This is a genomic window from Streptomyces sp. NPDC001381 (genome assembly GCF_042895685.1).
Lineage (GTDB): Bacteria > Actinomycetota > Actinomycetes > Streptomycetales > Streptomycetaceae > Streptomyces.
In genome coordinates, this window is the sequence record NZ_JBIAWO010000002.1 from 373,823 (window position 1) to 399,794 (window position 25,972).

Annotated in this window: 24 protein-coding genes; 20 read left to right on the forward strand and 4 right to left on the reverse strand. The window is 72.0% G+C overall.

All coding sequences use genetic code 11. From position 1 onward, the window contains the following. Positions 1-238: 238 nt before the first annotated feature. A complete protein-coding gene (locus ACFY2L_RS08745; protein WP_390821897.1) occupies positions 239-874 on the forward strand; it encodes a DJ-1/PfpI family protein in 636 nt (211 codons plus the stop codon). On the opposite strand, the gene ACFY2L_RS08750 is transcribed toward ACFY2L_RS08745, so the two are convergent. Continuing rightward, positions 861-1,610 (reverse strand): enoyl-CoA hydratase/isomerase family protein, encoded by a 750-nt coding sequence (locus tag ACFY2L_RS08750; RefSeq protein ID WP_390821898.1) that lies wholly within the window; start codon positions 1,608-1,610, stop codon positions 861-863. The two genes, ACFY2L_RS08745 and ACFY2L_RS08750, sit on opposite strands and share 14 nt — an antisense overlap. 268 nt (positions 1,611-1,878) lie before the next feature. On the opposite strand from ACFY2L_RS08750, the gene ACFY2L_RS08755 reads away from it, so the two are divergent. Continuing rightward, a complete protein-coding gene (locus tag ACFY2L_RS08755; protein WP_390658975.1) occupies positions 1,879-2,397 on the forward strand; it encodes an ATP-binding protein in 519 nt (172 codons plus the stop codon). Between the two features lie 3 nt (positions 2,398-2,400). On the opposite strand, the gene idi is transcribed toward ACFY2L_RS08755, so the two are convergent. The 3 genes from idi to galE form a co-directional block, all read right to left on the reverse strand. Further along, on the reverse strand, positions 2,401-2,994 hold the full coding sequence (gene idi / locus ACFY2L_RS08760) for an isopentenyl-diphosphate Delta-isomerase (RefSeq protein ID WP_390658527.1): 594 nt from the start codon (positions 2,992-2,994) through the stop codon (positions 2,401-2,403). Between the two features lie 210 nt (positions 2,995-3,204). Continuing rightward, complete coding sequence (locus ACFY2L_RS08765) at positions 3,205-4,146, reverse strand: cation diffusion facilitator family transporter (protein WP_390658526.1); 942 nt, start codon at positions 4,144-4,146, stop codon at positions 3,205-3,207. Positions 4,147-4,284: 138 nt separating this feature from the next. Then, positions 4,285-5,253 (reverse strand): UDP-glucose 4-epimerase GalE, encoded by a 969-nt coding sequence (galE, locus tag ACFY2L_RS08770; protein ID WP_390658525.1) that lies wholly within the window; start codon positions 5,251-5,253, stop codon positions 4,285-4,287. Between the two features lie 301 nt (positions 5,254-5,554). Here galE and ACFY2L_RS08775 point away from each other — a divergent pair, with 301 nt between their 5' ends. The 18 genes from ACFY2L_RS08775 to ACFY2L_RS08860 all read left to right on the forward strand — a co-directional run bounded on the left by ACFY2L_RS08775 (position 5,555) and on the right by ACFY2L_RS08860 (position 25,948). Continuing rightward, entirely contained in the window at positions 5,555-7,384 is a 1,830-nt protein-coding gene (locus ACFY2L_RS08775; protein WP_390658524.1) for a DUF5941 domain-containing protein, read from the forward strand. Further along, positions 7,381-8,133, forward strand: coding sequence for a sugar phosphate nucleotidyltransferase (locus ACFY2L_RS08780; RefSeq protein WP_390658523.1), 753 nt, complete (start codon positions 7,381-7,383; stop codon positions 8,131-8,133). The genes ACFY2L_RS08775 and ACFY2L_RS08780 overlap by 4 nt, the downstream gene beginning before the upstream one ends. Continuing rightward, entirely contained in the window at positions 8,121-9,182 is a 1,062-nt protein-coding gene (locus tag ACFY2L_RS08785) for an iron-containing alcohol dehydrogenase family protein (protein WP_390658522.1), read from the forward strand. Before ACFY2L_RS08780 ends, ACFY2L_RS08785 begins: the two co-directional genes overlap by 13 nt. Continuing rightward, the gene (locus ACFY2L_RS08790) at positions 9,160-9,939 is read left to right on the forward strand and encodes a CDP-alcohol phosphatidyltransferase family protein (RefSeq protein ID WP_390658521.1); all 780 of its coding nucleotides are present in this window, start codon (positions 9,160-9,162) and stop codon (positions 9,937-9,939) included. Before ACFY2L_RS08785 ends, ACFY2L_RS08790 begins: the two co-directional genes overlap by 23 nt. Before the next feature lie 32 nt (positions 9,940-9,971). Next, on the forward strand, positions 9,972-10,817 hold the full coding sequence (locus ACFY2L_RS08795; protein ID WP_390658974.1) for a glycosyltransferase family 2 protein: 846 nt from the start codon (positions 9,972-9,974) through the stop codon (positions 10,815-10,817). A 99-nt stretch (positions 10,818-10,916) separates the two neighbouring features. Then, positions 10,917-11,846: an ABC transporter permease gene (locus tag ACFY2L_RS08800; RefSeq protein ID WP_390658520.1), complete on the forward strand. Its 930-nt coding sequence runs from the start codon at positions 10,917-10,919 to the stop codon at positions 11,844-11,846. Further along, entirely contained in the window at positions 11,839-12,618 is a 780-nt protein-coding gene (locus tag ACFY2L_RS08805; RefSeq protein ID WP_390658519.1) for an ABC transporter ATP-binding protein, read from the forward strand. The genes ACFY2L_RS08800 and ACFY2L_RS08805 overlap by 8 nt, the downstream gene beginning before the upstream one ends. Positions 12,619-12,949: 331 nt before the next feature. After that, a complete protein-coding gene (hpnC, locus tag ACFY2L_RS08810; protein WP_390821900.1) occupies positions 12,950-13,891 on the forward strand; it encodes a squalene synthase HpnC in 942 nt (313 codons plus the stop codon). Further along, positions 13,888-14,838, forward strand: coding sequence for a presqualene diphosphate synthase HpnD (gene hpnD, locus ACFY2L_RS08815; RefSeq protein WP_390658517.1), 951 nt, complete (start codon positions 13,888-13,890; stop codon positions 14,836-14,838). Before hpnC ends, hpnD begins: the two co-directional genes overlap by 4 nt. Then, a complete protein-coding gene (locus tag ACFY2L_RS08820) occupies positions 14,838-15,011 on the forward strand; it encodes a DUF6380 family protein (RefSeq protein WP_390821901.1) in 174 nt (57 codons plus the stop codon). The genes hpnD and ACFY2L_RS08820 overlap by 1 nt, the downstream gene beginning before the upstream one ends. Then, positions 15,008-16,513, forward strand: coding sequence for a hydroxysqualene dehydroxylase HpnE (hpnE, locus tag ACFY2L_RS08825; RefSeq protein WP_390821902.1), 1,506 nt, complete (start codon positions 15,008-15,010; stop codon positions 16,511-16,513). The genes ACFY2L_RS08820 and hpnE overlap by 4 nt, the downstream gene beginning before the upstream one ends. A gap of 74 nt (positions 16,514-16,587) precedes the next feature. After that, entirely contained in the window at positions 16,588-17,652 is a 1,065-nt protein-coding gene (locus ACFY2L_RS08830) for a polyprenyl synthetase family protein (protein WP_390822396.1), read from the forward strand. 119 nt (positions 17,653-17,771) lie between these two features. Then, a complete protein-coding gene (shc, locus tag ACFY2L_RS08835) occupies positions 17,772-19,805 on the forward strand; it encodes a squalene--hopene cyclase (protein ID WP_390821903.1) in 2,034 nt (677 codons plus the stop codon). Next, positions 19,806-20,447: a 1-hydroxy-2-methyl-2-butenyl 4-diphosphate reductase gene (locus ACFY2L_RS08840; protein ID WP_390658513.1), complete on the forward strand. Its 642-nt coding sequence runs from the start codon at positions 19,806-19,808 to the stop codon at positions 20,445-20,447. A 5-nt stretch (positions 20,448-20,452) separates the two neighbouring features. Continuing rightward, complete coding sequence (gene hpnH / locus ACFY2L_RS08845; protein ID WP_390658512.1) at positions 20,453-21,475, forward strand: adenosyl-hopene transferase HpnH; 1,023 nt, start codon at positions 20,453-20,455, stop codon at positions 21,473-21,475. Between the two features lie 4 nt (positions 21,476-21,479). Continuing rightward, positions 21,480-22,637: a flavodoxin-dependent (E)-4-hydroxy-3-methylbut-2-enyl-diphosphate synthase gene (gene ispG / locus ACFY2L_RS08850; RefSeq protein ID WP_390821904.1), complete on the forward strand. Its 1,158-nt coding sequence runs from the start codon at positions 21,480-21,482 to the stop codon at positions 22,635-22,637. Positions 22,638-22,664: 27 nt separating this feature from the next. After that, entirely contained in the window at positions 22,665-24,566 is a 1,902-nt protein-coding gene (gene dxs / locus ACFY2L_RS08855) for a 1-deoxy-D-xylulose-5-phosphate synthase (RefSeq protein WP_390656213.1), read from the forward strand. Next, positions 24,563-25,948 (forward strand): aspartate aminotransferase family protein, encoded by a 1,386-nt coding sequence (locus ACFY2L_RS08860; RefSeq protein ID WP_390821905.1) that lies wholly within the window; start codon positions 24,563-24,565, stop codon positions 25,946-25,948. The genes dxs and ACFY2L_RS08860 overlap by 4 nt, the downstream gene beginning before the upstream one ends. Positions 25,949-25,972: the final 24 nt, after the last annotated feature.

A 25,972-nucleotide genomic window follows, 5' to 3' on the forward strand; every position in this document is an offset into this window, starting at 1 on the left:
GATGATTCCGGCCCCTGTTGACCCCGAGCCTCCGTGGCCCATGGGCGTCCGCCCGCTGTGGCGGGCCCGAGTCCGCGGCTCCGAGCCCGAGCCGCGCCCGCGGCCCCGGCCCGAGTCCCGCGGCCCCAGCCGAGCCCCGTGGCCCAGCCCCCGCCCCCCATGGTCCCGGCCATCAGCCCCTGAAGCCCTCCGGTTTCACGCCCCCAGAAGCCCCAGACACCCTCCCGGGAGGATCCCCATGCAGATCGCGATCGTCGTGTACGACCGTTTCACCGCCCTCGACGTCGTGGGCCCCTACGAGATGCTCTCCCGCGCCCCGGGCGCGGAGACCGTGTTCGTGGCACGGGAGGCCGGGCCCGTCCGGACGGAGACCGGCTCGCTGGTCCTCGTCGCCGACAAGGCGCTCTCCGAGGTCCCCGCCCCCGATGTCGTCGTGGTCTCCGGCGGGCCGGGGCAGAGCGCGATGATGGACGACGCGCACCTGCTCGACTGGCTCCGGGCCGCCGACGCCACCAGCACCTGGACCACGTCCGTGTGCTCCGGCTCCCTGCTGCTCGCCGCCGCGGGCCTGCTCCGGGGCCGCCGGGCCACCTCCCACTGGCTGGCCCTGGAGCGGCTCGCCGCGTTCGGCGCCGAACCGACCGGCGAACGCGTCGTCTTCGACGGCAAGTACGTCACCGCGGCCGGCGTCTCCTCCGGCATCGACATGGGGCTCGCCCTGCTCGGCCGGATCGCGGGCGACGACCACGCCCGGGCCGTACAGCTCGGCACGGAGTACGACCCGCAGCCGCCCTACGACGCCGGTGCTCCGCACAAGGCGCCCCGGCACGTCGTCGAGGCACTCCGGAAGCGGAGCCGCTTCATCCTGACGTAGTCCAGGTGAAGCGCGGCTCCCTGCGCTCCAGGAACGCGGCGACGCCCTCCGCGGTGTCGCCGCTGCCGCGTGCCTGGGCGGCCCAGTGGGCGTCCCGGTCGGCGCGGCCGTTCACGAACTCCTTCGCGGCGGCCTGCGTCAGCTGCGAGCGCGACACCAGCAGCCGGGTGAACTCCGCGACGCGCTTGTCGAGTTCGTCCGCCGGCAGCACCTCGTCGACCAGGCCGGTGCGCAGCGCCCGCTCCGTGTCGATCAACTCGCCCGAGAACAGCAGGTACTTGGCGGTCGCCGGACCGACCAGCGCGACCAGCCGCCGGGTCGCGGAGGCCGGATAGACGATGCCGAGCCTGGCCGGCGTCACCCCGAACAGCGCGCCCTCCTCGGCGAACCGCAGATCGCACGCCGCCGCGAGCTGGGCGCCCCCGCCCACACAGTGCCCCTTGACGGCCGCCAGGGTCGGCTTCGGGAACGCGGCGAGGGCCTCCTCGGCCCGCACCGCGAGGGTCTGCGCCTCCTCGGCGGACCCCCGGAGCGTGGAGATGTCGGCGCCCGCGCAGAAGGTGCCGCCCGCGCCCGTCAGCACCAGTGCCCGCACCTCGGCGGCGGCGGCCAGCGTCTCCAGCAGCGGGGGCAGCGCCCCCCACATCGCGGCCGTCATGGCGTTGCGCTTCGCCGGGTGGTGCAGGACGACGGTGGCGACCCCGTCGGTGACGCCGTGCAGCAGTTCGGGCTCCATGGCCCGGATGCTAACCTCCGGGCCTGCCGCCCGGGCACAGCGGCCTCGGGGACGCGTCAGGCAGGGACGCCGCCGTACCCGTACAACCCGAAGAGTGCGCGAAGGCGGCAGCACAGGGGCAGAAGGAGTCGCTCGTGCGACCCCCTCGGACCGAGGCGGTCGGGAACGCTCGATAATCGCTGACTTCTGTTCAGTCATCCGGAGTGGAGCGTCGCGGACCAACACTCGAGTCGTGGTGACAATCGAGCGCGAGGGCGGCGACCGGACGATGGACGACCACGGGCGCGGGCCCGACCCACGCCCAGAGGGCGACGCGGACGCACCTCTCGAGTCCGTGGAGAACCCGGGGCCGCGACCGCTGCCCTACGAAGGCGTCTGGCGCTTCACCGCGGCCGCCGTGGACGTCTCCGTCCCGCAGGCGCGGCACGCCGTACGGGACCTGCTGCTCCGCCAGGGAGTGCCCGTCTCGGACGACCTGATCCAGGGCCTGCTGCTGATCGTCTCCGAACTGGTGACCAACGCCGTCCGGCACGCGGCGCTGCTGTCGCCGGTGCTCGCGGTGGAGGTGGCCGTCGGCGCCGAGTGGGTGCGGGTGGCCGTGGAGGACAACCACCCCTACCGCCCGACCGCCCTGGAGGCCGACCACGAGGAGACCAACGGCCGGGGACTGCTCCTGGTGCGGGAGATCGCCAGGGAGGCGGGAGGGGTGTGCGACGTCGAGCACACGTCCGGCGGCGGCAAGGTGATCTGGGCCGCCCTGCCGCTCAAGCCCGTACAGCTGCCCTGAGGGTCACCAGCCGGCCGACGGCCCCGTCAGTTCCCGCACGGCGGGCCGGGCCGCGTCCAGCACGGTCATGAACCAGGAGGAGAACGTGTCCTTCGCGTGCCGCTCGGCCAGTTCGGCGGGCGTCACGAAGGCCGTGTCGCCGACCTCCTCCGGGTCCGGCCGCAGCGGCGACTGCACCATGCCGACGAACAGGTGGTTGTACTCCTGCTCCACCAGGCCCGACGCCGGGTCCGGATGGTTGTAGCGGACCGTGCCCGCCTCGGCGAGCAGCGACGGGGACACCCCGAGCTCCTCGAAGGTGCGCCGCGCGGCAGCCGCGAACGGCGACTCGCCCGGGTAGGGGTGACCGCAGCAGGTGTTGGACCACACACCGGGGGAGTGGTACTTGCCGAGGGCCCGCTGCTGGATCAGCAGCCGACCCCGCTCGTCGAAGAGGAACACGGAGAAGGCGCGGTGCAGCCGGCCCGGCGGCCGGTGGGCGGCGAGCTTCTCCTCGGTGCCGATCGTCACGCCGTCCTCGTCGACCAGTTCCAGCAAAATCACGTCCGCGGTGCCGTTCGACGAGCTGTGCGTCGCGGTGGCAGGTGTGATCGGCATACCCATCCTTAGCATCGGTCCTCGCGTCCCCAGTCTGCCGTACGAGCTCGGTGCTCCCGGCGCGTCGCGCAAACGCCGCGCCCGGTGCGCGCGCGGCGGCGTGCCCCCGCGAGTGATCTTGCCCGGGGCCCCGGACGGGGAACCGTCCTGAACGGGTGTGCGAATCGGAGGCCGGGGAGGTCCCGCCCGGCGGACCGGCCGGGTCCCGCCTCAGTGGCAGAGCCGCGCCTCGTGCTCCGCGTGACCGACCGGCTCCAGCTGGAAGGTGCAGTGCTCCACGTCGAAGTGGTCGCCCAGGCAGCCCTGCAGCTCGTGCAGCATCTTCTCGTGCCCGATCGCGTTCAGCACGTCCGAACGCACCACCACGTGCGCCGACAGCACCGGCATCCCCGAGGTGATCGTCCAGGCGTGCAGATCGTGGACGTCCTCCACCCCGTCCAGGGCGACGATGTGGGCGCGCACCTCCGCCATGTCGACGTCCTTGGGGGCCGCCTCCAGCAGCACGTCCAGAGTCTCGCGCAGCAGCTTCACCGTCCGCGGCACGATCATCAGGCCGATGACCAGCGAGGCGATCGGATCGGCCGCCTGCCAGCCGGTGGTCAGGATCACCGCCGCCGAGATCAGCACCGCGACCGACCCGAGAGCGTCCGCCGCCACCTCCAGGAACGCCCCGCGCACGTTCAGGCTCTCCGCCTGCCCCCGCATCAGCAGCGTGAGCGAGATCATGTTCGCCACCAGGCCGAAGGCGCCGAACCAGATCATCAGGCCGCCCTCGGTGGCGGCCGGCGTGAAGAACCGCTGCACCGCCTCGTACAGCACGTACCCGCCCACCACGAGCAGCAGCAGACAGTTGGCGAGCGCGGCCAGGATCTCGGCGCGGGCGTACCCGAAGGTGCGGTTGGTGCTGGCCGGACGGTTGGCGAAGTGGATGGCGAGCAGCGCCATGCCCAGGCCCAGCGCGTCCGTCGCCATGTGCGCGGCGTCCGCGATCAGCGCCAGGGAGTCCGCGAGGACCCCGCCGGCGAGCTCGGCGACCATGACGGCGAGCGTGATCGACAGCGCGACGCGCAGCCTGCCGCGGTACGCCGCCGCGGCCGTACCGGTCACCGGCGCATGGGAATGCGTGTGGCCGTGGTCGTGCCCAGCCCCCATCGGAAGCACCCTCCTGTGGTCGCCCGGCTCACAGTGAACTACGGGTGGGGGGTATCCGGCAACGCGGCACTGAACACCGTTGTCATGTGCCCTGACCTGCGGAAACGAAACGCAGGTCAGGGCGCCCCCGGCCCGGACTCAGCCGTGGTGCAGCCGCCAGCCCCGCCATGCCGAGCCGACCATCTCGCGCACCCCGAGCCGCGCCGTCCACCCCAGCTCGCGCTCGGCCAGCGCGGCCGAGGCGACCGCGCGCGGGGCGTCCCCCGGGCGCCGCCCCTCGACCACCGCCGGACGCGTGTCGCCGGTCACCTCGCCGATCAGCGTCACCAGTTCGCGCACCGACACACCCTCGCCGCGCCCGATGTTCACGGTCAGGTCCCCGGACACCCCGGGATCCGACAGCCGCCGGGCCGCCGCGAGATGCGCCTCGGCCAGATCGGCGACGTGGATGTAGTCCCGTACGCAGGTGCCGTCCGGTGTCGGGTAGTCGTCGCCGAAGATGCGCGGGGCCTCGTCCCGGGTCAGCCGGTCGAAGACCATCGGGACGATGTTGAACACCCCGGTGTCGGCCAGCTCGGGCGCCGCCGCACCGGCCACGTTGAAGTAGCGCAGACACGTCGTCGCGAGGCCGTGCGCCTGCCCGGCCGCGCGCACCAGCCACTCCCCGGCGAGCTTGGTCTCGCCGTACGGGTTCACCGGGGCGCACGGGGTGTCCTCCGTGATGAGGTCCACGTCCGGGTTGCCGTAGACGGCCGCGGAGGAGGAGAACACGAACCGCCGCACACCGGCCTCGGCCACCGTCTCCAGGAGCGTGGCCAGACCGCCGACGTTCTCCCGGTAGTACCGCGTGGGCTGCGCCACGGACTCGGCGACCTGCTTGTGCGCGGCCAGATGCACCACACCCGTCACGGTGTGCTCCGCGAGGACCTCCTTGAGCAGGACGGCGTCCAGCGACGAGCCCCGCACGAACGGCACGTCGGCCGGCAGCCGGGCCGGGAAGCCCGCCGAGAGGTCGTCCAGGACGACGACGCGCTCCCCGGCACCCGTCATGGCCCGCGCGACATGGGCCCCTATGTATCCGGCTCCGCCGGTGATCAGCCACGTCATGGCCGCCCACCCTATGCCGACGCCCCGCGCCGCCCACAATGTCCCCGATGTCGGCTCCGTGGGTGCGCGGTTTGTGGGGCGGGCCGCCGATCACCGATGATGATCTCGGCAAAGGCCGGTCCACACCGTGCCGCACCATCGTGTCGACCGGAGCTGAACGGCCGGTGAACACGGTCTTCCCGGCATCCGATAGCCTCTGCCGACATGCCGCCCGCCCGGCCCCGACCGGGGCAGGCCACAGGGCGCCCCCATCGTGTACACGACCGGCGCGGACGCGTCGGGACCCAGGGAGTGAGTTCGGTTGCCGACCGCCATCCTCACCGGTCAGCCGGTCCCCGGATCGTCGATCGAGGGCGACCTTCGCTCCCTCGGCTTCGACGTCCGGCTCGCGGCCGACGCCGCCGACACCGAGGCGCTGCTCGCCGCGGTGCCGGTCCAGGAGCGGGTCGCCGTCGTCGACGCCCGCTTCGTGGGCCACGAGCACGCCCTGCGCCTCGGCCTCACCGACCCGCGCTTCCCGCTCGCCGCGATCCCGGGCGCGCTCACCGCGCAGCCCGCCGGCCGCCAGGCCCTCACCCGCGCGCTGGCCCGCGAGAACTCCGCGAGCGGCGGCACCGCGCAGGGCGGTGCCCCCGCGCGAGCCAGGTCGAGCGTCGAGGACGTCGACAGCCTCGCCGACCGCGTCGTCACCGCCCTCGACGCCGACGGCGCGGCCGTCCACCGCCCCGAGCTGGGCAGCCTGGTCGCCGTGGTCCCGGCCGATCCGCAGGCCCGCAACGAGGCGCGGCAGGCCGTCGCCGCCGTCGACGACGAGGCCGTACGCCTGAAGTCGGCCGTGAAGGCCCGCGACGGCTTCTTCACCACCTTCTGCGTCAGCCCCTACTCCCGCTACATCGCCCGCTGGTGCGCCCGCCGGGGCCTCACCCCGAACCAGGTCACCACCGCCTCGCTGATCACGGCGCTGATCGCGGCGGGCTGCGCGGCCACCGGCACCCGGGGCGGGTTCGTCGCGGCCGGCGTCCTGCTGATCGCGTCCTTCGTCCTGGACTGCACCGACGGCCAGCTGGCGCGCTACTCCCTGCAGTACTCCACGCTCGGCGCCTGGCTGGACGCCACCTTCGACCGGGCCAAGGAGTACGCCTACTACGCCGGACTCGCGGTGGGCGCGGCCCGGGGCGGCGGCGATGACGACGTATGGGCCCTCGCCCTCGGCGCGATGATCCTGCAGACCTGCCGGCACGTCGTCGACTTCTCCTTCAACGAGGCCAATCACGACGCCACCGCCAACACCAGCCCCACCGCCGCCCTGTCCGGCAGGCTGGACAGCGTCGGCTGGACGGTCTGGGTGCGGCGGATGATAGTCCTGCCCATCGGCGAACGATGGGCCATGATCGCCGTCCTGACGGCGGCCACGACTCCCCGCATCACCTTCTACGCGCTGCTGATCGGCTGCGCCTTCGCGGCGACGTACACCACCGCCGGGCGGGTGCTGCGCTCGGTGACCCGCAGGGCGCGGCGCACCGACCGGGCGGCCCGGGCCCTGGCGGACCTGGCGGACAACGGACCGCTCGCCTCCCTCCTGGCCCGCGTGGCGCGCGTCTCCCCCGGCGCCCCCTTCCTGGTGGCGCTCGCCGGTACGGCCGTCCTCGCCGTCTCCCTCTTCTCCGGTGTGACCTGGGCCCCCGTCGCGGGCGCCCTCGTCTACGCCGTCACCTCCGGCCAGGCGCTGGCCCGCCCCCTCAAGGGCGCCCTCGACTGGCTGGTCCCCCCGCTCTTCCGCGCCGCCGAATACCTCACCGTCCTGGTCCTCGCCGCCGAAGCGGACGTGAACGGAGCCCTTCCTGCGGCTTTCGGGCTGGTGGCCGCCGTCGCCTACCATCACTACGACACGGTGTACCGCATCCGCGGCGACGCCGGAGCGCCGCCCGCCTGGCTGGTGCGCGCCATCGGGGGGCAGGAGGGGCGGACGCTGCTCGTCGCGGTGCTGGCCGCGCTGCTCACCGGCACGCAGTTCAAGGTCGCGCTCACGGTCCTCGCCGTGGCCGTCGCCCTCGTGGTGCTCGTCGAGAGCATCCGCTTCTGGGTGTCCGCTGGGGCGCCCGCCGTACACGACGAAGGAGAACCCGCATGATCGGCCTTGTGCTGGCGGCCGGCGCCGGACGGCGTCTGCGCCCCTACACCGACAGCCTGCCCAAGGCGCTGGTGCCGGTGGGGCCCGCGGGCATAGAGGGCGAGCCCACGGTCCTGGACCTGACGCTCGGCAACTTCGCCGAGATCGGTCTGACCGAGGTCGCGGTCGTCGTCGGCTACCGCAAGGAGGCCGTGTACGCGCGCAAGGAGGCGCTGGAGGCGAAGTACGGCCTCCGGCTGACCCTGATCGACAACGACAAGGCCGAGGAGTGGAACAACGCCTACTCCCTGTGGTGCGGCCGTGACGCCCTCAAGGACGGCGTGATCCTCGCCAACGGCGACACCGTGCACCCCGTCTCCGTCGAGAAGACCCTGCTCGCCGCCCGCGGCGAGGGCAAGAAGATCATCCTCGCCCTGGACACGGTGAAGAACCTGGCCGACGAGGAGATGAAGGTCGTCGTCGACCCGGAGAAGGGCATGACGAGGATCACCAAGCTGATGGACCCCGCCGAGGCCACCGGCGAGTACATCGGCGTCACCCTCATCGAGGGCGACGCCGCCCCCGAGCTCGCCGACGCGCTGAAGACCGTGTGGGAGACCGACCCGCAGCAGTTCTACGAGCACGGCTACCAGGAGCTCGTCGACCGCGGCTTCCGGATCGACGTCGCGCCGATCGGCGACGTTCAGTGGGTGGAGATCGACAACCACGACGACCTCGCCCGCGGACGGGAGATCGCGTGCCAGTACTGACCCGGCTCATCCCCTCTCCGGTCGTCGTGGACATCCGCCCGGGTGCCCTCGACGACCTGGTCGGGGTCCTCGCCGACGAGCGCATCTCGCACTCCGGGAAGCTCGCCCTCGCCGTCAGCGGCGGCTCCGGCGCCCGGCTGCGGGAGCGCCTCACCCCCGCCCTCCCCGGCGCCACCTGGTACGAGGTCGGCGGCGGCACCCTCGACGACGCGGTCCGGCTGGCCGGCGACATAAAGGCCGGCCACTACGACGCGGTCGTGGGCCTGGGCGGCGGCAAGATCATCGACTGTGCCAAGTTCGCCGCGGCACGGGTGGGGCTCCCGCTGGTCGCCGTACCGACGAACCTCGCGCACGACGGCCTGTGCTCACCGGTCGCCACCCTCGACAACGACGCGGGCCGCGGCTCCTACGGGGTGCCCAACCCGATCGCGGTCGTGATCGACCTGGACGTCATCCGCGAGGCCCCGGTGCGGTTCGTGCGCGCCGGCATCGGCGACGCGGTGTCGAACATCTCCGCGATCGCCGACTGGGAGCTCGCCAACCGGGTCAAGGGGGAGAAGATCGACGGGCTCGCCGCGGCGATCGCCCGCCAGGCCGGCGAGGCGGTCCTCAGACACCCCGGCGGCATCGGGGACACCGGCTTCCTCCAGGTGCTGGCCGAGGCGCTGGTGCTCAGCGGCGTCGCCATGTCGGTGTCGGGCGACTCCCGCCCCTCCTCCGGCGCGTGCCACGAGATCAACCACGCCTTCGACCTGCTCTTCCCCCGGCGCGCGGCCGCCCACGGCGAGCAGTGCGGCCTCGGCGCGGCCTTCGCGATGTACCTGCGCGGAGCCCACGAGGAGTCGGCCTACATGGCCCAGGTGCTCAGGCGGCACGGGCTGCCGGTGCTGCCGGAGGAGATCGGCTTCACCCTGGACGAGTTCGTCCGCGTCGTGGAGTTCGCCCCCGAGACCCGGCCCGGCCGCTACACGATCCTCGAACACCTCGACCTCAAGACCGAACAGATCAAGGACATCTACGCCGACTATGTCAAGGCCATCGGTAGCTGAACTCAGACCGGTCGTCCACCCTCCGGGGGTGAAGGACCGGCGCAGCGGTGAGCACTGGATGGGACGCCTCTACATGCGTGAGGTGTCCCTGCGGGTCGACCGCTACCTGGTCAACACCAGGGTCACGCCCAACCAGCTCACGTACCTGATGACCGTCTTCGGCGTGCTCGCGGCCCCGGCGCTGCTGGTGCCGGGGATCACGGGCGCCGTGCTCGGCGTGGTGTGCGTCCAGCTGTACCTGCTGCTGGACTGCGTCGACGGCGAGATCGCCCGCTGGAAGAAGCAGTACTCGCTGAACGGCGTCTACCTCGACCGGGTCGGCGCCTATCTGACCGACGCGGCGGTGCTCGTCGGCTTCGGCCTGCGCGCCGCCGACCCGTGGGGCGGCGGCCGCATCGACTGGCTGTGGGCCTTCCTCGGCACCCTGGCCGCGCTCGGCGCCATCCTGATCAAGGCCGAGACCGACCTGGTCGGCGTCGCCCGCCACCAGGCCGGGAAGCCGCCGGTCCAGGAGACCGCCGCGGAGATGCGCTCCTCCGGCATGGCGCTGGCCCGCCGGGCCGCCGCCGCGCTGAAGTTCCACCGGCTGATCCTCGGCATCGAGGCCTCGCTGCTGATCCTGGTCCTCGCGTGCGTCGACCAGGCGCGCGGCGACCTGTTCTTCTCCCGGCTCGGCGTCGCCGTGCTGGCCGGCATCGCGCTCCTGCAGACCCTGCTGCACCTGGTGTCCATCCTCGCGTCGAGCAGGCTCAAGTGAGTGCGCTGAAGGTCGGCGCGGTGATCATCACCATGGGCAACCGCCCCGACGAGCTCAGGGCCCTGATCGACTCGGTCGCCAAGCAGGACGGCGACGCGGTCGAGGTCGTCGTGGTCGGCAACGGCTCGCCCGTCCCGGACGTCCCCGAGGGCGTCCGCACGGTCGAGCTGCCCGAGAACCTCGGCATCCCCGGCGGCCGCAACGTCGGCATCGAGGCCTTCGGCCCCAGCGGCCGCGACGTCGACGTCCTGCTGTTCCTCGACGACGACGGCCTGCTGGCCCACCACGACACCGCCGAGCTGTGCCGCCGGGCCTTCGAGGAGGACCCGAGGCTGGGCATCGTCAGCTTCCGCATCGCCGACCCGGACACCGGCGTCACCCAGCGCCGGCACGTCCCCCGGCTGCGGGCCTCCGACCCGATGCGCTCCTCCCGGGTCACCACCTTCCTCGGCGGCGCCAACGCCGTCCGTACGAAGGTCTTCGCGGAAGTGGGCGGACTGCCGGACGAGTTCTTCTACGCCCACGAGGAGACCGACCTGGCGTGGCGGGCCCTCGACGCGGGCTGGATGATCGACTACCGGTCCGACATGGTGCTGTACCACCCCACGACCGCGCCCTCGCGGCACGCGGTCTACCACCGCATGGTCGCCCGCAACCGGGTCTGGCTGGCCCGCCGCAACCTGCCCGCGGTGCTGGTCCCGGTCTACCTCGGGGTCTGGCTGCTGCTCACCCTGGCGCGGCGCCCCTCGCGGTCCGCGCTGAAGGCGTGGTTCGGCGGCTTCCGGGAAGGCTGGACCACTCCGTGCGGGGTCCGCAGGCCCATGAAGTGGCGTACGGTGTGGCGGCTGACCCGACTGGGCCGTCCCCCGGTCATCTGACAAGCTCGTCCCTGAGGGCTCCCGGGCAGTACACCGAGCCCCCCGGCTCATGCCGGCCCTGTCAAGGCCGTGCATCCCGAAGACGAAAGTTTCCTACTTGTGAGTGAGACAACGCATGACGGCGGAGTCGCGGTGAGCGCGCCCCCGTCGCCCGACGAGGGCCTCACGGCCGCGCAGCTGGCCGCCAAGTACGGGCTGGCCGTGAGCGGCGCCCGGCCCCCGGTGCGGGAGTACGTCCGCCAGCTCTGGGGCCGCCGGCACTTCATCCTGGCGTTCTCGCGGGCGAAGCTGACCGCCCAGTACAGCCAGGCCAAGCTCGGCCAGCTGTGGCAGGTGGCCACGCCGCTGCTGAACGCGTTCGTGTACTTCATGATCTTCGGCGTGCTGCTCAACGCCAGCAAGGGCATGCCCAAGGACGTCTACATCCCCTTCCTGGTCACGGGCGTCTTCGTGTTCACCTTCACCCAGAGCTCGGTGATGAGCGGCGTCCGCGCGATCTCCGGCAACCTCGGCCTGGTGCGCGCCCTGCACTTCCCGCGCGCCTCGCTGCCGATCTCCTTCGCCCTGCAACAGCTCCAGCAGCTGCTGTACTCGATGCTCGTGATGTTCGTCGTGGCGATCGGCTTCGGCAGTTACCCGGACGCCTCCTGGGCGCTGATCGTGCCGGTGCTGATCCTCCAGTTCGGCTTCAACACCGGACTGGCGCTGATCTTCGCCCGGGCCGGCGCGAAGACCCCGGACCTCGCGCAGCTGATGCCGTTCGTGATGCGGACCTGGATGTACGCCTCCGGCGTGATGTTCTCCATCCCGGTCTTCCTCGCGGACAAGCCCCAGTGGGTCTCCACCGTCCTGCAGTGGAACCCGGCGGCCATCTACATGGACCTGATGCGCTTCGCGCTCATCGACGAGTACGGCGCCGAGAACCTCCCCGACCACGTCTGGGCCGTCGCCGGCGGCTGGGCCCTGCTGTTCGCGGTCGGCGGCTTCCTGTACTTCTGGAAGGCGGAGGAGAGGTACGGCCGTGGCTGACCAGGTACCGGGGCAGCGCGTCCCCACCGTCATCGCCGACGACGTGCACATCGTCTACCGCGTCAACGGCGCCAAGACCGGCAAGGGCAGCGCCACCGCCGCGCTCAGCCGCATCCTCAAGCGGGGCGAGGAGCGCGGGGTGCGCAAGGTGCACGCGGTGCGCGGTGTCTCCTTCGTCGCCTACCGGGGCGAGGCCATCGGCCTGATCGGCTCCAACGGCTCCGGCAAGTCCACCCTGCTGCGCGCCATCGCCGGTCTGCTGCCGCCGGAGAGCGGCAAGGTCTACACCGACGGACAGCCCTCGCTGCTCGGGGTGAACGCGGCCCTGATGAACGACCTCACCGGTGAGCGCAACGTCATCCTGGGCGGTCTGGCCATGGGCATGTCCCGGGAGCAGATCAAGGAGCGCTACCAGGAGATCGTCGACTTCTCCGGCATCAACGAGAAGGGCGACTTCATCACCCTGCCCATGCGCACCTACTCCTCGGGCATGGCGGCCCGGCTGCGCTTCTCCATCGCCGCCGCCAAGGACCACGACGTCCTGATGATCGACGAGGCGCTCGCCACCGGCGACCGCAAGTTCCAGAAGCGCTCCGAGGAACGCATCCGGGAACTGCGCAAGCAGGCGGGCACGGTGTTTCTGGTCAGTCACAGCAACAAGTCGATCCGCGACACCTGCGACCGCGTGCTGTGGCTGGAACGCGGCGAACTCCGCCTCGACGGCCCGACCGAAGAGGTCCTCAAGGAGTACGAGAAGTTCACGGGCAAGTAGCCCCGGACCGGCCCGGGCCCTGCCGGAACTGTCCGGCGGGGCCCGGCGTCTGCAAAGGAAACGTCAACTCCGGCGCACCGTAGGAATCTTGACGCCAATCGGTGTGTTGTTGTGATCTGCGGGACACCCGCGCGAACCACGCTGCGTTGTACAACGTAAGCTGTGACGGGTCCCGAAACGCGTCAAGTGGGGCGATAATGCGCGACACCCCCGGTCCGGGCTGCCGTGCGGACGGCCGGGCGGCGTGTCCGAAATAGTGTGTCTTGGGTCGGCGGTGTAGAACGGGAGATGTGACGGCAATGGCTACGGAAACTCCCCAGCTCAACGCAGCATGTGCCGTCCCTGCCCCGGGCCGCGAACGGTGACGGCGCAGGCCGCGCCGCGCACCGGCGACCCGGAGCGCGCCACGCTCGACAAGGCCGCGGACGAGAACTTCCCGGTGGCCCCGTTCTTCCTGCCCAGGGCCTGGCGCGAGGACCTGATGGCCGTGTACGGCTTCTGCCGCCTCGTCGACGACATCGGTGACGGCGACCTCGCCCCCGGCGGCGCCGACGCCCGCCTTCTCGGTGTCGCGGCCGCGGACGCCGAGGACCGGCTGCTCCTCCTGGACGCCTTCGAGGCCGACCTGCGCCGGGTCTTCGACGGAGCCGGCGCCGAGCCCCGCCACCCCCTGCTGCGCCGCCTGGGGCGCACGGTCCGCCGCCGCTCGCTCACGCCCGAGCCGTTCCTCGGGCTGATCGCCGCCAACCGCCAGGACCAGCTCGTCACACGCTACGAGACCTACGACGACCTCCTCGCGTACTGCGAGCTGTCCGCCAACCCCGTCGGCCGTCTCGTCCTCGCCGTCACCGGCACCTCGACCCCCGAGCGGATCCGCCGCTCCGACGCGGTCTGCACCGCACTGCAGATCGTCGAACACCTGCAGGACGTGGCCGAGGACCTCGGCCGCGACCGTGTCTATCTGCCCGCCGCGGACATGAAGCGCTTTCACGTCCAGGAGGCGGATCTCGCCGCGAAGAGCGCGGGCGCGTCCGTGCGCGCCCTGGTTGCGTACGAAGCGCAACGCGCCCGCGATCTCCTGAATGAGGGCGCCCCCCTCGTGGGTAGCGTCCACGGCAGGCTCAGGCTGCTGCTCGCAGGGTTCGTGGCGGGGGGAAGGGCGGCGATCCGCGCGATCGCCGCCGCCGAATACGACGTACTTCCCGGCCCGCCCAAGCCCGGCAAGCTCCAGTTGCTGCGCGAGGCGGGCGTGACCCTGCGAGGAGAGGGGTGATCCGGACCGTGGAGTCGTCACCGCACGCGTCCGCACCGGTACTCGCCGCCTACAGCTACTGCGAGGCCGTCACCGGACAGCAGGCCCGGAACTTCGCCTACGGCATCCGGCTGCTGCCCACACCGAAGCGCCGCGCGATGTCGGCGCTGTACGCGTTCTCGCGGCGCGTCGACGACATCGGCGACGGTGCCCTGGGCGACGACGTCAAGACCGCCCGTCTCGAGGAGACCCGCGCGCTGCTCGCCCGGGTCCGCGCCGGCGAGGTCGACGAGGACGACACCGACCCCGTCGCGGTCGCGCTCGCCCACACCGCCCGCGCGTTCCCGGTCCCGCTGGGCGGTCTGGACGAGCTGATCGACGGCGTCCTGATGGACGTACGCGGCGAGACCTACGAGACCTGGGACGACCTGAAGGCGTACTGCCGCTGTGTGGCGGGCGCCATCGGACGCCTCTCGCTCGGCGTGTTCGGCACGGAACCGGGGGCGCGCGGCGCCGAGCGCGCGCCGGAGTATGCCGACACGCTCGGGCTCGCGCTCCAGCTGACGAACATCCTCCGGGACGTCCGCGAGGACGCGGCGGGCGGCCGGACCTATCTCCCCGCCGACGACCTCGCCAAGTTCGGCTGCTCGGCCGGGTTCGACGGGCCCACCCCGCCGGAGGGCTCCGACTTCGCGGGGCTCGTGCACTTCGAGGTGCGCCGGGCCCGCGCCCTGTTCGCCGAGGGCTACCGGCTGCTGCCCATGCTCGACCGGCGCAGCGGTGCCTGCGTCGCCGCCATGGCCGGCATCTACCGCCGCCTGCTCGACCGCATCGAACGCGACCCCGCCGCCGTGCTGCGCGGCCGCGTCTCGCTGCCCGGCCGGGAGAAGGCCTACGTCGCCGTGCGCGGCCTGTCGGGGCTGGACGCCCGGCATGTCTCCCGGCAGACCGTCAGGAGGCACCCCTGATGGGGAGCGTGGGCGGCACGGCGGGCCGGAGCCGTCGTCACGGGCAATCCGCAGGAACCGAACAAAAGCGGCACGCAACCCTCCGGTGCGGCGCGGCGTCCCTGACTGCGACTGCCTGCCGTGCAGAGTTCAAGCACCACGGCGGCCGGTACGCGGAGGAGGGCGTGCGATGAGCGACGAGCAGCTCCCGGAGAGGTCCGGGACGCCCGTACGTGCCGGGCGCACCGCCGTCGTCGTCGGCGGCGGCCTCGCCGGCATCACCGCCGCGCTCGCGCTCGCCGACGCGGGCGTGCGCGTCACCCTGCTGGAGGGCCGGCCCCGCCTGGGCGGTCTGGCCTTCTCCTTCCGGCGCGGAGGGCTGACCGTCGACAACGGCCAGCACGTGTACCTGCGCTGCTGCACCGCCTACCGCTGGTTCCTCGACCGGATCGAGGGCGCGGCCCTGGCACCGCTGCAGGACCGTCTCGACGTGCCCGTCGTCGATGTCGCGCGACCCGAGGGACGGCGGCTGGGCAGGCTGCGGCGCGACGCGCTGCCCGTGCCCCTGCACCTGGGGCGCAGCCTCGCCACGTACCCGCACCTCTCCCTCGCCGAGCGCGCGCGGGTGGGCCGGGCCGCGCTCGCGCTCAAGGGGCTCGACCTCGCCGATCCGGCCCTGGACGCGCAGGACTTCGGCAGCTGGCTGACCGCGCACGGTCAGTCGGCACGCGCCGTCGAGGCCCTGTGGGACCTGGTCGGGGTCGCCACCCTCAACGCGGTCGCCGGGGACTCCTCACTGGCGCTCGCCGCGATGGTGTTCAAGACCGGTCTGCTGTCCGACCCGGGCGCGGCCGACATCGGCTGGGCCCGGGTCCCGCTCGGCGAACTGCACGACCGGCTGGCCCGCAAGGCGCTCGACTCCGCGGGCGTGCGCACCGAGGTCCGTACCCGCGTCACCTCCGTCTCCGCCGACGGCAGGGGGACATGGGCCGTCGAGGTGCCCGGCGGGACGCACACCGCGGACGCCGTCGTCCTCGCCGTACCGCAGCGCGAGACGTACGACCTGCTGCCGGCCGGGGCGCTCGACGCCCCCGGACGGCTGCTGGAGATCGGCACGGCGCCCATCCTCAACGTCCATGTCGTCTACGACCGCAAGGTGCTGGACGCCCCGTTCCTCGCCGCGCTCGGCACCCCCGTGCAGTGGGTCTTCGACCGCACCGACGCCTCCGGGCTGCGCGAGGGCCAGTACCTCGCGCTCTCGCAGTCGGCGGCCCGGGACGAGATCGACGCACCCGTCGCCGTCCTGCGCGAGCGCTACCTCCCCGAACTCCGGCGGCTGCTGCCCGCTGCGCGCGGCGCCGAGGTGAGGGACTTCTTCGTGACCCGGGAGCGCACGGCGACGTTCGCTCCCGCCCCCGGCGTCGGGCGCCTGCGTCCCGGCGCCCGCACCAAAGTCCCCGGCCTGTACCTGGCCGGAGCGTGGACCGCCACAGGGTGGCCCGCGACCATGGAGAGTGCGGTCCGCAGCGGCGTGAGCGCGGCGGACGCCGCGCTCGGCGCCCTCGGCCGGCCCCGACCCCACCGCCTCTTCGAGTTCGAGGAGGCGGCCAACTGCATCGTCCCGGGGAACACCCCCCGGACCCCCGGCCGAACGCCGGAGGGAACCGGTGTCCCACTGCGAGGTGAGACCCGGTGAAGCTCGATCAGCACGGCTCGGCACACCCCCGCACCCCCTCCGGTACCGCAACAAGAGGAGAAACTGTGCCCACTGTGCCCCCGGCCTCGCCGGCCGCTCGCAGGACCGCGGTGGACGTGACCGCGCTCCTGGAGCGCGGCCGCACCCTGGCCACACCGGTGCTCCGGGCGGCCGTCGACCGACTGGCACCGCCCATGGACACCGTCGCCGCCTACCACTTCGGCTGGATCGACGCCCAGGGCAACCCGACCGACGGCGACGGCGGCAAGGCCGTGCGCCCCGCGCTCGCCGTGCTCTCCGCCGAGGTCACCGGCGCCGCCCCCGAGACCGGCGTGCCCGGCGCGGTCGCCGTCGAACTGGTCCACAACTTCTCGCTCCTGCACGACGACCTGATGGACGGCGACGAGCAGCGCCGCCACCGCGACACCGTCTGGAAGGTGCACGGCCCCGCCCAGGCGATCCTGGTCGGCGACGCCCTGTTCGCCCTCGCCAACGAGATCCTCCTCGAACTCGGCACCGTCGAGGCCGGCCGCGCCACCCGCCGGCTGACCATCGCCACCCGTGCCCTGATCGACGGCCAGGCCCAGGACATCTCCTACGAACACCGCGACCGCGTCAGCGTCGAGGAGTGCCTGGAGATGGAGGGCAACAAGACCGGCGCCCTGCTGGCCTGCGCCAGCTCCATCGGCGCCGTGCTCGGCGGCGCCGACGAGCGCACCGCCGACGCCCTGGAGCGGTACGGCTACCACCTCGGTCTGGCCTTCCAGGCCGTCGACGACCTGCTCGGCATCTGGGGCGACCCGGAGGCCACCGGCAAGCAGACCTGGAGCGACCTGCGCCAGCGCAAGAAGTCCCTGCCCGTCGTGGCCGCGCTCGCGGCGGGCGGCCCCGCCTCCGAGCGGCTCGGCGAGATGCTCGCCGCCGACGCCAAGGCAAGCGACTTCGAGAACTTCTCCGAGGAGGAGTTCGCGGCCCGCGCCGCGCTCATCGACGAGGCCGGCGGCCGGGAGTGGACCGCCGAGGAGGCACGTCGTCAGCACACCATCGCCATCGAAGCCCTGACCGCCGTCGACATGCCCGAGCAGGTGCGGGCCCGGTTCACGGCGCTCGCCGACTTCGTCGTCGTACGAAAGAGATGATCACTATCGGTCGAATAGTCCTCGCGTAGTCGCCGGCCGGTGCAGCGAGGCGAGACCCGCACCGGCCGACGGCGTTCCCACAGCAGCACGACTTCGCACGACTGCACGAAGGGGAAGCCATGACAGCGACGACCGACGGAAGCACCGGGGCTGCCCTGCCGCCCCGCGCTGCCGCGGCCAGCGAAACCGACATCACCATCCCCGTGGCGGCCGGGGTACAAGAAGCCGCCGAACGCGCGATGCGGCGCGCCACCGACTTCCTGCTCGCCCGGCAGGACGCCGAGGGCTGGTGGAAGGGCGACCTCGAGACCAACGTGACGATGGACGCCGAGGACCTGCTGCTCCGTCAGTTCCTGGGCATCCGCGACGAGGCCACCACCCAGGCCGCCGCCCTCTTCATCCGCGGCGAACAACGCGACGACGGCACCTGGGCCACGTTCTACGGCGGCCCGCCCGAACTCTCCGCCACCATCGAGGCCTACGTCGCCCTGCGCCTGGCCGGCGACGCCCCCGACGCCCCCCACATGGCCAAGGCCTCCGCCTGGGTCCGCGACCACGGGGGTATCGCCGCCGCCCGGGTCTTCACCCGGATCTGGCTGGCCCTGTTCGGCTGGTGGAAGTGGGAGGACCTGCCCGAACTCCCGCCGGAACTGCTGTACTTCCCGAGGTGGTTCCCGCTCAGCATCTACAACTTCGGCTGCTGGGCCCGGCAGACGATCGTCCCGCTCACCGTCGTCTCGGCGAAGCGCCCGGTGCGCCCGGCGCCGTTCCCGCTCGACGAACTGCACACCGACCCGGCGCACCCCAACCCGCCCAAGGCCCTCGCCCCGGTGAACAGTTGGGACGGGCTCTTCCAGCGGCTCGACAAGGTCGTCCGCGGCTATCGCACGGTCGCCGTGCGCAGACTGCGCAGGGCCGCCATGAACTCCGCCGCCCGCTGGATCATCGAGCGGCAGGAGAACGACGGCTGCTGGGGCGGCATCCAGCCCCCGGCCGTCTACTCGGTGATCGCCCTGCACCTGCTCGGCTACGACCTCGAACACCCGGTGATGCGCGAGGGGCTGAAGTCGCTGGATCGTTACGCCGTGTGGCGTGAGGACGGCGCCCGCATGATCGAGGCCTGCCAGTCCCCGGTGTGGGACACCTGCCTGGCGACCATCGCGCTCGCGGACGCGGGGCTGCCCGCCGACCATCCGCAACTGGTCAAGGCCGCCGACTGGATGCTCGGCGAGCAGGTGGTGCGGCCGGGTGACTGGTCCGTGCGCCGGCCCGGGCTCCCGCCGGGCGGCTGGGCGTTCGAGTTCCACAACGACAACTACCCGGACATCGACGACACCGCCGAGGTGGTCCTGGCGCTGCGCCGGGTCCGCCACCACGACCCGGAGCGGGTGGAGAAGGCGATCGGGCGCGGGGTGCGCTGGAACCTCGGGATGCAGTCGAGGAACGGCGCCTGGGGCGCCTTCGACGTGGACAACACCAGCCCGTTCCCCAACCGGCTGCCGTTCTGCGACTTCGGCGAGGTCATCGACCCCCCGTCGGCCGACGTCACCGCGCACGTCGTGGAGATGCTCGCCGTCGAGGGACTCTCCCACGACCCGCGGACCCGGCGCGGCATCCAGTGGCTGCTCGCCGAACAGGAGCCGGACGGCTCGTGGTTCGGCCGCTGGGGCGTCAACTACGTCTACGGCACCGGCTCGGTGGTGCCCGCGCTGACCGCCGCCGGACTTCCCGCCCAGCACCCGGCCGTGCGCAGGGCGGTCGCCTGGCTGGAGCGGGTCCAGAACGACGACGGCGGCTGGGGCGAGGACCTGCGCTCCTACCACGACGCCGCCCGCTGGAGCGGCCGTGGCGCCTCGACCGCCTCCCAGACGGCCTGGGCGCTGATGGCCCTGCTGGCGGCGGGGGAGCGGGGCTCCAAGGCCGTCGAACGGGGCATCGCCTGGCTGGCGGAGACCCAGCGGGAGGACGGCTCCTGGGACGAGCCCTACTTCACCGGCACCGGCTTCCCGTGGGACTTCTCCATCAACTACCACCTCTACCGGCAGGTCTTCCCGCTGACCGCGCTCGGCCGGTACGTCCACGGGGAGCCTTTCAGCAAGAAACCCCGGCCGGTCTCCGGTGAGGCGGCTCCCTCCGAGGTCAAGGGGAGCTGAATGAGCACGCAGCCCGTCCCGGCCCCGCTGCTGATCGCCTGCGCGCTGGGCATCGAGCACCTCGCCCTGCGCATGGGCGACCGCAGCGGGGCCGGCGGGCCCGTCACCGTCCTGCGCACGGGCATGGGACCCAGGGCGGCCGAGCGTTCCGTCACCCGGGTCCTCGCCGGTCCGGTGCTCGGCGGGGCGGCCGTGCTGGCCACGGGCTTCTGCGCCGGTCTCGCCCCCGGCATGCACCCCGGCGATCTGGTCGTCGCCGAGGAGACGCGTGATCCGCGCGGCACCGTGCCGTGCGTCGGCACCGAACTGCTCGTCAAGGAACTCGTACGCACCCTGCCCGGGCGTACCGTCCACACCGGTCCCCTCACCGGCTCCGACCACGTCGTGCGCGGTCACGAGCGCGCCGACCTGCTCGCGACCGGCGCCATCGCCGTCGACATGGAGTCGGCGGCCACGCTCCTGAGCGCCGTGCGCGCGGACGGGCGCCCGGTTGCGGCCGTCCGGGTGGTCGTGGACGCTCCAGAACATGAACTCGTCCGGATCGGCACGGTGCGCGGTGGAATATCGGCTTTCCGCGTCCTTCGTTCCGTCCTGCCTGCATTCTTCGAATGGCACCGTAATGTGCTGCTCCCCCGGAGGTGAGCCGAATGGCCATGCCGCTGCGCCAGTCCATCAAGGTCGCTACATACCTGGCCGAACAGAAGATCCGCAAGCGGGACAAGTTCCCGCTGATCGTCGAGCTGGAGCCCCTCTTCGCCTGCAACCTCAAGTGCGAGGGCTGCGGCAAGATCCAGCACCCGGCGGGAGTGCTCAAGCAGCGCATGCCGGTCGCCCAGGCCGTGGGCGCGGTCCTGGAGTCCGGTGCGCCGATGGTGTCCATCGCGGGCGGCGAGCCCCTGATGCACCCTCAGATCGACGAGATCGTCCGGCAGTTGGTGGCGAAGAGGAAGTACGTCTTCCTCTGCACCAACGCCATGCTGCTGCGCAAGAAGATGGACAAGTTCACACCCTCGCCCTACTTCGCCTTCGCGGTGCACATCGACGGGCTGCGGGAGCGGCACGACGAGTCGGTGGCGAAGGAGGGCGTGTTCGACGAGGCCGTGGCGGCGATCAAGGAGGCCAAGCGGCGCGGCTTCCGGGTCACCACCAACTCGACCTTCTTCAACACCGACACCCCGCAGACCATCATCGAGGTGCTCAACTTCCTCAACGACGACCTCAAGGTCGACGAGATGATGATCTCGCCCGCCTACGCCTACGAGAAGGCGCCCGACCAGGAGCACTTCCTCGGCGTGGAACAGACCCGTGAGCTGTTCAAGAAGGCCTTCGCCGGCGGCAACCGGCGCCGCTGGCGGCTGAACCACTCGCCCCTCTTCCTGGACTTCCTGGAGGGCAGGGTGGACTTCCCGTGCACGGCGTGGGCGATCCCCAACTACTCGCTCTTCGGCTGGCAGCGTCCCTGCTACCTGATGAGCGACGGGTACGTGCCGACGTACCGCGAGCTGATCGAGAAGACCGACTGGGACAAGTACGGCCGCGGCAAGGACCCGCGCTGCGCCAACTGCATGGCGCACTGCGGCTACGAACCCACCGCCGTCCTCGCCACCATGGGTTCCCTCAAGGAGTCGCTGCGCGCGATGCGCGAGACGGTCTCCGGAAACCGGGAGTGAGGTCATGACCGCCGTCTCCCTGGGCGTCCCCGAGGTACCGGCCCGGCCGGTCGCCCGGCGGCGCGCGTCGCGGCAGATCCAGGTCGGCTCGGTGGCGGTGGGCGGTGACGCGCCGGTCTCGGTCCAGTCGATGACGACGACGCGTACGTCGGACGTCGGGGCGACGCTCCAGCAGATCGCCGAGCTGACCGCGTCCGGCTGCCAGATCGTCCGCGTGGCCTGCCCGACGCAGGACGACGCGGACGCGCTGGCGACGATCGCCCGCAAGTCGCAGATCCCGGTGATCGCCGACATCCACTTCCAGCCGAAGTACGTGTTCGCGGCGATCGAGGCGGGCTGTGCGGCGGTGCGCGTGAACCCGGGCAACATCAAGCAGTTCGACGACAAGGTCAGGGAGATCGCCAAGGCGGCGAAGGACCACGGCACCCCGATCCGCATCGGCGTCAACGCCGGGTCGCTGGACCGCCGCCTGCTGCAGAAGTACGGCAAGGCCACGCCCGAGGCGCTGGTCGAGTCCGCCCTGTGGGAGGCCTCGCTCTTCGAGGAGCACGACTTCCGCGACATCAAGATCTCGGTCAAGCACAACGACCCGGTCGTGATGATCGAGGCCTACCGGCAGCTGGCCGCCCAGTGCGACTACCCGCTCCACCTCGGCGTCACCGAGGCGGGCCCGGCGTTCCAGGGCACGATCAAGTCGGCCGTCGCCTTCGGCGCCCTGCTCTCCCAGGGCATCGGCGACACCATCCGCGTGTCGCTCTCGGCCCCTCCGGTCGAGGAGGTCAAGGTCGGCAACCAGATCCTGGAGTCCCTCAACCTCAGGCAGCGCGGCCTGGAGATCGTCTCCTGCCCGTCCTGCGGCCGCGCCCAGGTCGACGTCTACAAGCTGGCCGAAGAGGTCACCGCCGGCCTCACGGGCATGGAGGTCCCGCTCCGGGTCGCCGTCATGGGCTGCGTCGTCAACGGCCCCGGCGAGGCCCGCGAGGCCGACCTCGGCGTCGCCTCCGGCAACGGCAAGGGCCAGATCTTCGTCAAGGGCGAGGTCATCAAGACCGTCCCCGAGTCGAAGATCGTGGAGACCCTCATCGAAGAGGCGATGAAGATCGCCGGGCAGATGGAGCAGGACGGCGTCGCGGCGGGGGAGCCGGCCGTCACCGTGAGTTGAACAGCACGGACCTAAGGGGGCCCGATCGTGACGATCCTGGAGAACATCCGGCAACCACGCGACCTGAAGGCGCTGTCCGAGCCGGAGCTCGGTGAACTGTCCGAGGAGATCAGGGACTTCCTGGTGCACGCGGTCGCCAGGACCGGTGGACACCTGGGTCCCAACCTGGGGGTGGTGGAGCTCACCATCGCGCTCCACCGGGTCTTCGAGTCTCCCGTCGACCGCATCCTGTGGGACACCGGCCACCAGAGCTATGTCCACAAGCTCCTGACGGGACGTCAGGACTTTTCGAAGCTGCGCGGGAAGGGCGGCCTGTCCGGCTACCCGTCCCGTGAGGAGTCCGAGCACGACGTCATCGAGAACAGCCATGCCTCCACCGCGCTCGGCTGGGCCGACGGGCTCGCCAAGGCCCGCCAGGTGCAGGGCGAGAAGGGCCATGTGGTCGCGGTCATCGGCGACGGCGCGCTCACCGGCGGCATGGCCTGGGAGGCACTGAACAACATCGCGGCCGCCAAGGACCGGCCGCTGATCGTCGTCGTCAACGACAACGAGCGCTCGTACGCCCCGACCATAGGCGGTCTCGCCAACCACCTGGCGACCCTGCGCACCACCGACGGCTACGAGAAGGTCCTGGCCTGGGGGAAGGACGTACTGCTGCGCACCCCGGTCGTCGGCCACACCGTGTACGAGTCACTGCACGGCGCGAAGAAGGGCTTCAAGGACGCCTTCGCCCCGCAGGGCATGTTCGAGGACCTCGGGCTGAAGTACGTGGGCCCGATCGACGGGCACGACATCAAGGCCGTGGAGTCCGCGCTGCGGCGCGCCAAGCGGTTCCACGGACCGGTGCTGGTGCACTGCCTCACCGAGAAGGGGCGAGGCTACGAGCCGGCCGTCGCGCACGAGGAGGACCACTTCCACACCGTCGGCGCGATGGACCCGCTCACCTGCGCGCCGCTCGCCCCCGCCGGCGGGCCGTCCTGGACGTCCGTGTTCGGCGACGAGATCGTGCGGATCGGTGAGGAGCGCGACGACGTCGTGGCGATCACCGCTGCCATGCTGCACCCGGTGGGGCTCGGCGCGTTCGCCGAGCGCTTCCCGGACCGGGTGTGGGACGTCGGCATCGCCGAGCAGCACGCCGCCGTCAGCGCGGCGGGGCTGGCCACCGGCGGGCTCCACCCCGTCGTCGCCGTCTACGCCACCTTCCTCAACCGTGCCTTCGACCAGCTGCTGATGGACGTGGCCCTGCACCGGTGCGGGGTGACGTTCGTGCTGGACCGGGCCGGGGTGACCGGCGTCGACGGGGCCTCGCACAACGGCATGTGGGACATGTCCGTCCTCCAGGTGGTCCCGGGGCTGCGCATCGCCGCCCCGCGCGACGCCGGGCAGCTGCGGGCCCAGCTGCGGGAGGCCGTCGCCGTGGACGACGCGCCGACCCTGGTCCGCTTCCCGAAGGAGTCGGTCGGACCGGACATCCCGGCGGTCGGCCAGGCCGGCGGCATGGACGTGCTGCACCGCGCCGACCGGGCCGAGGTGCTGCTGGTGGCGGTCGGCGTGATGGCACCGGTGTGTCTGCAGGCCGCCGAGCTGCTGGAGGCACGCGGGATCGACTGCACGGTCGTGGACCCCCGTTGGGTCAAGCCCGTCGACCCGGCCCTGCCCCCGCTCGCCGCCGGGCACCGGCTGGTGGCCGTCGTCGAGGACAACAGCCGTGCCGGCGGCGTCGGTTCGGCGGTGGCGCTGGCCCTGGGGGACGCCGAAGTCGACGTACCCGTACGGCGGTTCGGCATCCCGGAGCAGTTCCTCGCGCACGCCAAGCGCGGCGAGGTGCTCGCCGACATCGGGCTCACCCCCGTCGAGGTCGCCGGACGGATCAGCGCCAGCCTGGCCGTCAAGGGAGCCGACGGCCCAGCCAAGGAGAAGGACGCATGACCAAGGAGTTCGACCTCGGTGCCCTCCTGGCCGAGCGCGGAGCCGAGCGTTACGAGCTGCACGCGAGATACCTCAACCACCAGCTCCCGCGCATGCTGCACACCATCGGCTTCGACAAGGTCTACGAGCGGGCCGAGGGCGCCCACTTCTGGGACGCGGACGGCAACGACTACCTGGACATGCTCGCCGGGTTCGGGGTGATGGGCCTCGGCCGCCACCACCCCGTCGTCCGCAAGGCGCTGCACGACGTCCTCGACGCCTCCCTCGCCGACCTCACCCGCTTCGACTGCCAGCCGCTGCCCGGACTGCTGGCCGAACGGCTGCTGGCCCACAGCCCCCACCTGGACCGGGTGTTCTTCGGCAACAGCGGGACCGAGTCCGTCGAGACCGCCCTGAAGTTCGCCCGGCGGGCCACCGGCAGGCCCCGGATCCTCTACTGCGACCACGCCTTCCACGGTCTGACCACCGGCTCGCTGTCGGTCAACGGCGAGGACGGCTTCCGGGACGGCTTCGCCCCGCTGCTGCCCGACACGGCCGTACCGCTCGGCGATCTCGACGCGCTGGCGCGGGAGCTGAAGAAGGGGGACGTCGCCGCCCTGATCGTCGAGCCGATCCAGGGCAAGGGCGTGCACGAGGCCCCGCCCGGCTATCTGCGCGCGGCCCAGGAACTGCTGCACGCCCACAAGGCGCTGCTCATCGCCGACGAGGTGCAGACCGGCCTCGGCAGGACCGGCGACTTCTACGCCTACCAGCACGAGGACGGCGTCGAACCCGACCTGGTCTGCGTGGCCAAGGCGCTCTCCGGCGGCTATGTGCCGGTCGGCGCCACCCTCGGCAGGGACTGGATCTTCAAGAAGGTGTTCTCGTCCATCGACCGCGTCCTGGTCCACTCGGCGAGCTTCGGCTCCAACGCCCAGGCGATGGCGGCGGGTCTCGCCGTGCTGTCCGTCATGGAGAACGAGCAGATCGTCGCCAACGCGCGGGCCACCGGCGAGCGGCTCAGGTCCCGGCTTGCGGCGCTGACCGACACCTACGAGCTGCTCGCCGACGTGCGCGGCCGCGGCCTGATGATCGGCATCGAGTTCGGCAGGCCCCGGTCACTGAAGCTGCGCAGCCGGTGGACCATGCTCCAGGCGGCCCGCAAGGGGCTCTTCGCCCAGATGGTGGTCGTACCGCTGCTCCAGCGGCACCGGATCCTCACCCAGGTCTCCGGCGACCACCTGGAGGTGATCAAGCTGATTCCGCCGCTGGTCGTCGACGAGCGGGACGTGGACCGGTTCGTCGACGCCTTCACGGAGGTCATGGACGACGCCCACCAAGGGGGCGGCCTGATGTGGGACTTCGGCAAGACGTTGATCAAGCAGGCGGTGGCCCACCGCTGACCGTCGGCCCGGGCTTTTGCCTCT

Excerpts from the sequence above, each read along its gene's own strand:
- ACFY2L_RS08745 (WP_390821897.1), top strand. The coding sequence starts at position 239 with ATGCAGATCGCGATCGTCGTGTACGACCGTTTCACCGCCCTCGACGTC.
- ACFY2L_RS08750 (WP_390821898.1), bottom strand. The coding sequence starts at position 1,610 with ATGGAGCCCGAACTGCTGCACGGCGTCACCGACGGGGTCGCCACCGTC.
- ACFY2L_RS08755 (WP_390658975.1), top strand. The coding sequence starts at position 1,879 with ATGGACGACCACGGGCGCGGGCCCGACCCACGCCCAGAGGGCGACGCG.
- idi (WP_390658527.1), bottom strand. The coding sequence starts at position 2,994 with ATGCCGATCACACCTGCCACCGCGACGCACAGCTCGTCGAACGGCACC.
- ACFY2L_RS08765 (WP_390658526.1), bottom strand. The coding sequence starts at position 4,146 with ATGGGGGCTGGGCACGACCACGGCCACACGCATTCCCATGCGCCGGTG.
- galE (WP_390658525.1), bottom strand. The coding sequence starts at position 5,253 with ATGACGTGGCTGATCACCGGCGGAGCCGGATACATAGGGGCCCATGTC.
- ACFY2L_RS08780 (WP_390658523.1), top strand. The coding sequence starts at position 7,381 with ATGATCGGCCTTGTGCTGGCGGCCGGCGCCGGACGGCGTCTGCGCCCC.
- ACFY2L_RS08790 (WP_390658521.1), top strand. The coding sequence starts at position 9,160 with ATGTCAAGGCCATCGGTAGCTGAACTCAGACCGGTCGTCCACCCTCCG.
- ACFY2L_RS08795 (WP_390658974.1), top strand. The coding sequence starts at position 9,972 with ATGGGCAACCGCCCCGACGAGCTCAGGGCCCTGATCGACTCGGTCGCC.
- hpnC (WP_390821900.1), top strand. The coding sequence starts at position 12,950 with ATGTGCCGTCCCTGCCCCGGGCCGCGAACGGTGACGGCGCAGGCCGCG.
- ACFY2L_RS08820 (WP_390821901.1), top strand. The coding sequence starts at position 14,838 with ATGGGGAGCGTGGGCGGCACGGCGGGCCGGAGCCGTCGTCACGGGCAA.
- hpnE (WP_390821902.1), top strand. The coding sequence starts at position 15,008 with ATGAGCGACGAGCAGCTCCCGGAGAGGTCCGGGACGCCCGTACGTGCC.
- shc (WP_390821903.1), top strand. The coding sequence starts at position 17,772 with ATGACAGCGACGACCGACGGAAGCACCGGGGCTGCCCTGCCGCCCCGC.
- ACFY2L_RS08840 (WP_390658513.1), top strand. The coding sequence starts at position 19,806 with ATGAGCACGCAGCCCGTCCCGGCCCCGCTGCTGATCGCCTGCGCGCTG.
- hpnH (WP_390658512.1), top strand. The coding sequence starts at position 20,453 with ATGGCCATGCCGCTGCGCCAGTCCATCAAGGTCGCTACATACCTGGCC.
- ispG (WP_390821904.1), top strand. The coding sequence starts at position 21,480 with ATGACCGCCGTCTCCCTGGGCGTCCCCGAGGTACCGGCCCGGCCGGTC.
- ACFY2L_RS08860 (WP_390821905.1), top strand. The coding sequence starts at position 24,563 with ATGACCAAGGAGTTCGACCTCGGTGCCCTCCTGGCCGAGCGCGGAGCC.